Source organism: Streptomyces sp. NPDC096105, assembly GCF_044763335.1.
Classification (GTDB): domain Bacteria; phylum Actinomycetota; class Actinomycetes; order Streptomycetales; family Streptomycetaceae; genus Streptomyces.
Genome location: NZ_JBIWGC010000044.1, coordinates 1 through 7479, shown reverse-complemented (window position 1 = coordinate 7479; position 7479 = coordinate 1). Strand labels below are relative to the sequence as shown.

Genomic DNA, 7479 nt, shown 5'->3' with positions numbered 1-7479 from the left:
GGCTCAAGCCGGGCCCACTGGCCGTTCGTCAGATCCCCACGTCCCACAGGACGTGATCATCACCGAACAAGATCCACTTTCGCAACAGACCCTAGCGCCGCACAGGGCCCGCCGTCGGATCGTGGCCTTCCGGGGGTGCCGGAGGCCACGATCCGACGCGGATCAATCGGTCAGGGTCAGTTCTCCAGCCGTTTCAATCCCCGCCGTCCGTGCTGCCGCGCGGCAGAACTCCTCGGGTGGGCAGTAATGGTGCGTCATTATGTAGTGGATTACCAGGTTCGGTGCCGCGTAGAGCGTGCCGTCAGCTCCCTGCACCCGAATCTCCGCCGACCCGAGCCACACCTCGGTGTCCCTGGCGGGACCGCCGAGGACGACGGGGCGGTCGATGTCGCAGAACTCACAATGGTGGACGCCGCGCATCTGATTGTCGTAGGCGGCACTGAGAACCTTCAACGCGTCCACTACGCGCTCATCCACGATTCCTGTGCAGTAGTCGTGCTCCGACGCCAGCCAGCCGATGTTAAGCATCTCTTGGTCCGACTCGTCGTAGGAGTAACGGGTCAGGTCGGGATAGTAGGTCATGCGTTGCTCCTCAACCACGGGGGTCGCAGTGCTTCCGGCAGATTGCCAGGTGTACCGGGCCCATGTTGGGTTTGAGAATCTCACTGAGCAGCGTGTCCTTGCTCACCGTGATCGAGCCGTTCATCATCCTGAGATCGTGGCCCGGAGCCACGGTGTAGTCGGGAAGCGTCTTACCGGGACCGACGATCTCTGTAGGCTTAATTTTCTTTCCCTGTTCGATTGCGAGCCCGACGGACTGTCGAAGACCTATGCCGTCCTCCACATAGAAGTAACCCCAGGTGCCGCTCGGCATCTGCATGTCGCCGGTGCCACGGACGTACCAGCCGTGACCTGCGATGACGGCTTGGCCGTCAGGGCGTCCACCGGGGAGTCGCTCGGCGGCCGGGCCGACACCCTTGCCATGCGTGGGGATGTCGTGTCCGCGCACCTCGGGTGCCACGGCCGCCCGCCGCCAGCCGGTGAGGCCGCCGATGCCTACGAGGGCGATCTGTTGGGTGAGTTCTTCGGCGGTTTCGGCGTACAGGTCGGCGAGGGCGTCGCAGCCCTGCTGGCGGAGCATGTATTCGGCGCGGTAGAGGCGGTAGGCGGGGCGGACGGGGAGGTACTTGTCGACGAAGGCGCCGGCTCCGCCGTTCTGGCCGGTGAACGCGTCGTAGGCGTCTCCGAGGAAGACGAAGGGGGACTTCAAGCCCTCGACGAAGCCGTCGCCGAAGATGCGCGCCGCCTCGCCGAGGCTGTCGACGCGGTCGTTGTTGGGGTCGTCGGGGGTCAGTCCGCTGGGGTCGGTGAGGAGGGTGGGGATGTTGTCGGCGTAGGCGTAGGGGGAGATGTACGGGGTTGACTGGGCGCGGGTGGCGGGGTCGGGTCGGGTGAAGCGGCCGGTGGTGGTGTTGTACTGGCGGGCGTGGAGGTCGAGGTTGCCGGTGGTGGTTTCGTAGCGGGCGCCGGTGTAGGAGGGAGGGCTGGCGGGGGCGCCGCCGGTGGTGGTGCCCAGGACGCGGGTGCCGAAGGGGTCGTAGGCCCAGCGCTGGTAGAGGGTGCCGGTGCTGTTGGTGACGTCGACCGGTGAGCCCTGGGTGTCGTGGTGGTAGTAGAAGAGCGCACCTGTGCCGGTCTTGGCGGAGGTGGGCTGGCCGAGGGGGTCGTAGCGGTAGGACTGCTTGATGGTCCAGGCGCTGTCGTATTCGGTGGCCAGGATCGGCAGCGGGGCGTTGGGGTCCCACTGGGTGCGGTGGGTGACCGCGCCGTCCTTGAGGGTGGCGACCTGGTTGCCGCTGGCGTCGTGGTCGTAGGTGTAGGCGGTGCCCGCAACGGTGGCGGCGGAGATCTGCCCGGCCAGGTCGTAGGTGTAGGTGTCGGCGCCCTTCTTGGTCTGGTTGCCTTCGGCGTCGTAGTCGTAGGCGGTGGTCGTGGTGCCGGTGGTGGTGGAGGTGAGCTGGTCGGCCGCGTCGTAGGCGTAGCTGGTGGAGGTGGTGCCGAGGGTGGAGGTCAGGCGGTTGCCGACCTTGTCGTAGGTGTAGGACGTGGCGCGGCTGGCGGCGCAGCCGGCGACCCAGGGCTGCGGGAAGCAGCCGGAGGTGAGACGGCCTGCGGTGTCGTAGGTGAGGTCGTAGCCGGTCGTGCCGACGTTGGCGCGGGTGATGTCGACGTGGGTGGGCAGGCCCGCGGGGGAGAGGGTGTGCGCGGTCTTGGTGACCGTGGTGCCGGCCTTGGTGGAGGTGACGGCGGTGAGGCGGCCGGCCCGGTCGTATGTGCGGTCCTCGGTCTCGGTGTTGGGCAGCGCGGACTTGGTGAGGTTGCCGGCTGGGTCCCAGGTGTAGGTGGTGGTCTTGCCGTCGGCCAGCATCGTGGCGGTGCGGCCGTCGTTGTCGTAGGTGTAGGTGATCGTGTTGCCGTCGGAGTACTTGCGGGTGAGCATCTGTCCGGCGGCGTCGTAGGTGTAGGCGAAGCCGCGCGTCTTGGTGAGGTTTCCGACCGCGTCGTAGACGAAGTCCTCGGAGATCTTCGAATTGGCGCGGGCGGTCAGCTGCCCGGCGTCGTTGTAGCCGAACGTCGCGTCGGGAGTGGAGTCGGAGTGGTCGACCTTGGTGAGCAGGCCGCGCGGGTCGTAGGTGTAGCCGGTGGATCCGCGGGGCGTGGTCTTTTTGGTGAGGTTGCCGGCGGCGTCGTAGGCGTAGGTGGTCTCCCGCTGCAGCGGGTCGGTGACCGAGGTGAGGCGGCGGGCCGCGTCGTAGCCGTACGTGGTGACGTGCCCGTTGGCGTCGGTACGCTCGGTGACGTTGCCCACTGTGTCGTAGCCGTACGTGGTGACTGCACCGCCCGGAGCGGTGACTTCGGTCAGCCGGTCCAGCTTGTCGTATCCGTAGGCGGTGGCGCGCTTGTCGGCGTCCGTCTGCTTGACGACGTTGTTCACGGCGTCATAGGCGGTGGTGGTCACGCCGCCGAGCGGGTCGGTGACCGTGGTGGGGTTGCCGGCCGGGTCGTAGCCGTAGGTGGTCGTGTACTGGGCCGGGTCTGCGCCGGTGGCGTTGCCGCGCGGGTCGACCGCGGTGGCCCGGCGGCCGTCGGCGTCGTAGGTCCAGCTCTCCTTGTGGCCGAGCGGGGAGGTGCGGCTGAGCAGGTTGCCGTCGGCGTCGTAGCCGTAGGAGGTGGTTTTGCCCAGTTGATTGGTGCTGCTGGTCAGCCGGTTGTTCTTGTCGTAGACGGAGGCGACCGTCTCGCCTGCGGCGTCGGTGATCTTGGTGACGTTGTCGTTGGCGTCGTAGGTGTAGCTGGTGGTGTGGTCCAGCGGGTCGGTGACCGTGAGGGGCCGGTTGATCGCGTCGTAGGTCGTGGTGGTGGACGCGCCGGTCGGGCCGGTGACCTTGATGGTGTTGCCGGCCGCGTCGTAGGTGTAACTCGTGGTGTGGGCGGCCGGGTCGGCGCCGGTGGCGTTGCCGCGCGGCGAGACGCTGCTCAGCAGGCGTCCCACTTTGTCGTAGGTGTAGGTGGTCTTGCCGCCGGTCGCGTCGGTCTGGGAGGACAGGCGTCCGCTCGCGTCATAGGTGCGGGTGACGGAGTTGCCGGACGGGTCGGTGGTCCGGGTCAGGTGCCCGGCGTCGTCGTAGGCGAATGTGGTGGTGTCGCCCGCCGGGTTCTTGGCCGACGTCAGTTGCTCGGCCCCGTTGTACTCGTAGGTCGTGGTGCGGCCCAGCGGATCGGTGGCCGAGCTGAGCAGCCCGCGGCCGTCGTAGGCGTACGTCGTGGTGAAGTCGGCCGGGTCGGCACCGGTGGCGTTGCCGCGCGGGTCCGTCTTCGTCAGGATCCGGCCGGCCTTGTCATAGGTGAACGTCGTCTTCTCACCCAGCGGCGTGGTGACCGACGTCCGGTTGCCGGCCGCGTCGTAGCCGTAGACGGTGACCTTGCCACGTGGCGTCGTCACGGTTTCCAGCGAGCCGAGCGCGGTGTACGTGTAGCCGGTCTTGCCGCCCAGCGGGTCCGTGGTCGACGTCAGCTGGTTCGATGTGTTGTAGGTGTACGTCGTCTTGTTCTTGCGGCCGTCGGTGTGACTGGTGATGTTGCCCGCGGCGTCGTAGGTCCAGCTCTCCACGTAACCGAGGGCCGAGGGGGCGCTGCGGGTGAGCATCCGCCCGGCGCTGTCGTACGTCATCTCCGTGGTGTTGCCGCGCTGGTCGGTGATGGCGACAGGACGCAGGTGGCGGTCGTAGTCGTAGGTGATGCTCTCGCCGTACGGGTCGATCGTCTCCATCAGGACGTTTCCGGCGTACACGTCGGTCCATACGCCGCCGTCGGGCGCTGTGGTGTGCGACTCGCTCTTGCCGTCCCAGGTGAACGTGGTGGTCTTGTCGTTCTGGTCGGTCTGGGACTTGATGCGGCCCGCGGTGTCGTAGAAGTTGGTGACCTTGCCGCCCGCCGGGTCGGTGTAGGAGGACAGCCGCTTGTTCGCGTCGTAGGCGTACGACGACGTCCTGTCGGCCGGGTCGGTCACCGAGGTGAGCAGACCGCTGGTGTAGCCGTACGACACCGAAGTGCCGTCCGGCAGGCCCACCTTGGACAGCAGCCCGTCGGCACCGTGCGTGAAGGTGGTGGTACGGCCGGCGGCGTCCTTGACGGAGGCGAGCGTGCCGGACGCGTACGTCAGGCTCAGCCCCTTGCCGGCTCTGTCGACCACGGAGGTGAGCTGGCCGCCGCTGTTGAACGTCCGCTTTGTGTGGTCCGGCGTGGTGATCGTGTAGGTGCTCGCGCCCTTGACTAACTTGGCCGCAGAACCTGCCGGGGCGGCGTACGTGCCGTCACTGTTCTGCGTGAAGACGAACGACGCCCCGTCGTCCGTCCGGTAGGTCACCTTCCCCGTCGCCACGGTCAGCTTGGCATCGAACGGCGTCGCCCAGCCGCGCCCCAACAGACCGACGGCACTCGAGTCGGAGCGGTAGGTGCGCTCCAGGGCCAGAGGCACACCGGGACTCACCAAGGAGGCGTCAGTGAGCTGTTCGAAGAACATGCCGGTCGCCGTATTGACCGGGTCGGCGCGGTGCGCCTGCGCGTAGCAGGTACAGATTCCCGCCTGCGCACCGGGGATCACCGGGGTGTAGAACGCCTCCACCAGCGGCGAGGTGGTGCCGCCCGGACTCGACGTCCCGTCGGTGCTGTTGAGGAAGACCCAGGCGTAATACTCCTTGCCGTCCTCGAGAATTCCGCCCAGCGCGCTGCCGGCCCACCAGAAACACTGGTCCGTGGGGTAGGAGTTGCTCGACCACCAGTCGTAGCACCAGGCCCCGGTGTCCGGGGTGTCGCCGCTGGGATCGTCTGTGGACTTCTTGATCTCCTGCTGCACGACGGGGTAGCCGCCCTCGTCCAGGACGTACAGCCACATCCCGGTATACGAATCCCCCCGCTTGGGCAGCTTCACCTGCCCGCCGATCGACAGCATGCCCGGGTACGCGGTGGCCCAGGACGACACCCAGGTCGGGTTCTCGGCCGCCGCGGCAAGGGGTTGGAGGGTCACCTCCGACCCGGCGGCGGGCCCGCGTTCGACGCGGTTCTTGTCCGGCCGACTGTGGGGCTTCCCTTTGGACGTTCGCTCCGGCGCGTCCATGTACTCACGCATCGGCGACCGTTCGTGCCGGTCCTCGTCGACCTGCTTGCGCCGCTCGGCCAGCGTCATGGCCTTAGGAGGCTTGGGCAGGTCGGCGGCTGTCCGAGCCTGCGCGTGCGTGATGGCCGCGGTGGCCGTGGAGCGGGGCCGGTCCCCGGGCGACGCCCAGGAGGGGGCGACCCCCGCTATTGCCAGCAGAGCCAGGGTCAGAACGGCCGTGACGAGACTTCGCGCGTGTGGGCGCACAGTGCATCACCTGTGAGTCAGGAGTGAAGAGAGGTCGCGGTGATGCATGATCAGAAAAATCTCGAACTAACGTGCCGTGGGAACCGGGGCCGAAACGCGACGGGGTCCCCGCCCGCCCTGGCCATGAGTTTGCAGGCCGAGTGGACGGAGGGCTCCGCTTGGCCGCTCGATTTGGCGCGAAGGTGATCCCGAGCGCGAGATGGTATGGGTAAACGGACCCTCGACGGTGAGCCAAGGAAAGGCAGCGAGCCGGAAACGGAAGAACGGGCTGCTTGAGTGGAACCTTTCTCCGGCCTCGGGCAGGCAACGCACCTGTCTGTCACACCTGAGGGATTGATGGCCGACACGGTTGAAGCCGACTACCTGGCCCACGTCACCGAACGGCACCTGCGCGACTGGTACCGCGAGCGCGACCTTCTGCCCGGCGGCCTGGAGAGCGTCATCGGAGCCGACAGCACCCTCGCTGACACCACCGACCGCGTCTTGCACGACACCGGCCTTATCGACCGGAGCTGACGAAGCGGCAGCCGGCGGCTGCGTCCCGGGCGTCAGATCACCCGAGTTCGGGCCGGTCGGTCTGGGCGTGACACAGCAGGTTTCTCCGGCATGACGCCCTGCCCTGGAACTTGGGTACGAGGTGCACAAGGCCGGAGGCAGCAGGCGACGTCCCGTCAGCAGGCCGGGTAGGACGCACCAGTGGAAGGAGCACTCCGGGAGACAATGCGGTGCCCGGGTGAGCTCCGAGGACTGCATGGGCGACCGACCCGCTCGCCCAGCGGCTTCCGGCGAGCGAGCGGGTCAGTCCAGCAGCGTGTCACTGTGTGCGGGCCGATGCTCCGTAACGGTCACTGTGGCGCAGCACGGTGACGGGTTCGGCGGGGCTGGCCAGACCTGGATGAGGTACCACTCGGTGACCTCGTCGGGGGCCAGGTCAATGGCGGTATCGCGGCCGCGGGTATGCACGCGCAGCCGGTAGTCGCCGGGGCCGTGGAACGACAGAACGGACAGTTCTTCGTCGAGGTCGTCCATGACGCCGCGGACCATAAGGTCACCGGAGGCGGAGTGCGCGGACACTTCCACGATCTCCTGCCGCTCGCCGGCGCCGGGTTCGGGACGCGTGTCGTGGAGGGTGACGGCGACGTCGACGTCGCCGGTGTGGATGCCGGTCATCACGGTGATGACGCCGTCGGTGACGCGAACCAGGCCGTTGTGGTCTCGGTCGAGGTCGGGGCCGGTCGGTCCGTTTTCGTCGCTGATGTCGAATTGGTGGTACTGGACCGGGACGAGCCCTTGGCCCCGTGTGACGTCGTCGCTCATCTCGTAGTTCTCCGCCAGGCGGCGGTCATCTACTTGATCCACACCAGGAACTTGTCCTTTTCGATGATGCGGTTATTCAGGTAGAACTTGCTCAATGCCCGGCCGCCGTCTGGGACTGCTGCATGATCGGGTGACAGCGGGTTTTATGCAGCCAGAGCTGCGGGTGGGGTCATGATGGTCTCGTACTCGACGGGGGTCAATCGGCCCAGGCGTCTCTGGCGTCGGCGCCGGTGGTAGGT

General features: G+C 67.4%; 4 protein-coding genes. 1 reads left to right on the top strand and 3 read right to left on the bottom strand.

Annotated elements, in window-relative coordinates; translation table 11 throughout:
* Positions 1-162 precede the first annotated feature (162 nt).
* A complete protein-coding gene (locus ACIQ8B_RS32745) occupies positions 163-582 on the bottom strand; it encodes a hypothetical protein (RefSeq protein WP_403551957.1) in 420 nt (139 codons plus the stop codon).
* A gap of 10 nt (positions 583-592) precedes the next feature.
* A complete protein-coding gene (locus ACIQ8B_RS32740; protein ID WP_403551955.1) occupies positions 593-5746 on the bottom strand; it encodes a DUF6531 domain-containing protein in 5154 nt (1717 codons plus the stop codon).
* A gap of 513 nt (positions 5747-6259) precedes the next feature.
* Here ACIQ8B_RS32740 and ACIQ8B_RS32735 point away from each other — a divergent pair.
* On the top strand, positions 6260-6439 hold the full coding sequence (locus ACIQ8B_RS32735) for a hypothetical protein (RefSeq protein ID WP_403551953.1): 180 nt from the start codon (positions 6260-6262) through the stop codon (positions 6437-6439).
* Positions 6440-6721: 282 nt separating this feature from the next.
* Here ACIQ8B_RS32735 and ACIQ8B_RS32730 read toward each other — a convergent pair whose 3' ends face one another.
* A complete protein-coding gene (locus ACIQ8B_RS32730; protein ID WP_403551951.1) occupies positions 6722-7240 on the bottom strand; it encodes a hypothetical protein in 519 nt (172 codons plus the stop codon).
* Between the last annotated feature and the right edge of the window lie 239 nt (positions 7241-7479).

What these genes read in the sequence shown, in the direction of transcription:
- ACIQ8B_RS32730 (WP_403551951.1), bottom strand. Translation starts at nt 7,240, where the DNA reads ATGAGCGACGACGTCACACGGGGCCAAGGGCTCGTCCCGGTCCAGTAC.
- ACIQ8B_RS32735 (WP_403551953.1), top strand. Translation starts at nt 6,260, where the DNA reads ATGGCCGACACGGTTGAAGCCGACTACCTGGCCCACGTCACCGAACGG.
- ACIQ8B_RS32740 (WP_403551955.1), bottom strand. Translation starts at nt 5,746, where the DNA reads ATGACGCTGGCCGAGCGGCGCAAGCAGGTCGACGAGGACCGGCACGAA.
- ACIQ8B_RS32745 (WP_403551957.1), bottom strand. Translation starts at nt 582, where the DNA reads ATGACCTACTATCCCGACCTGACCCGTTACTCCTACGACGAGTCGGAC.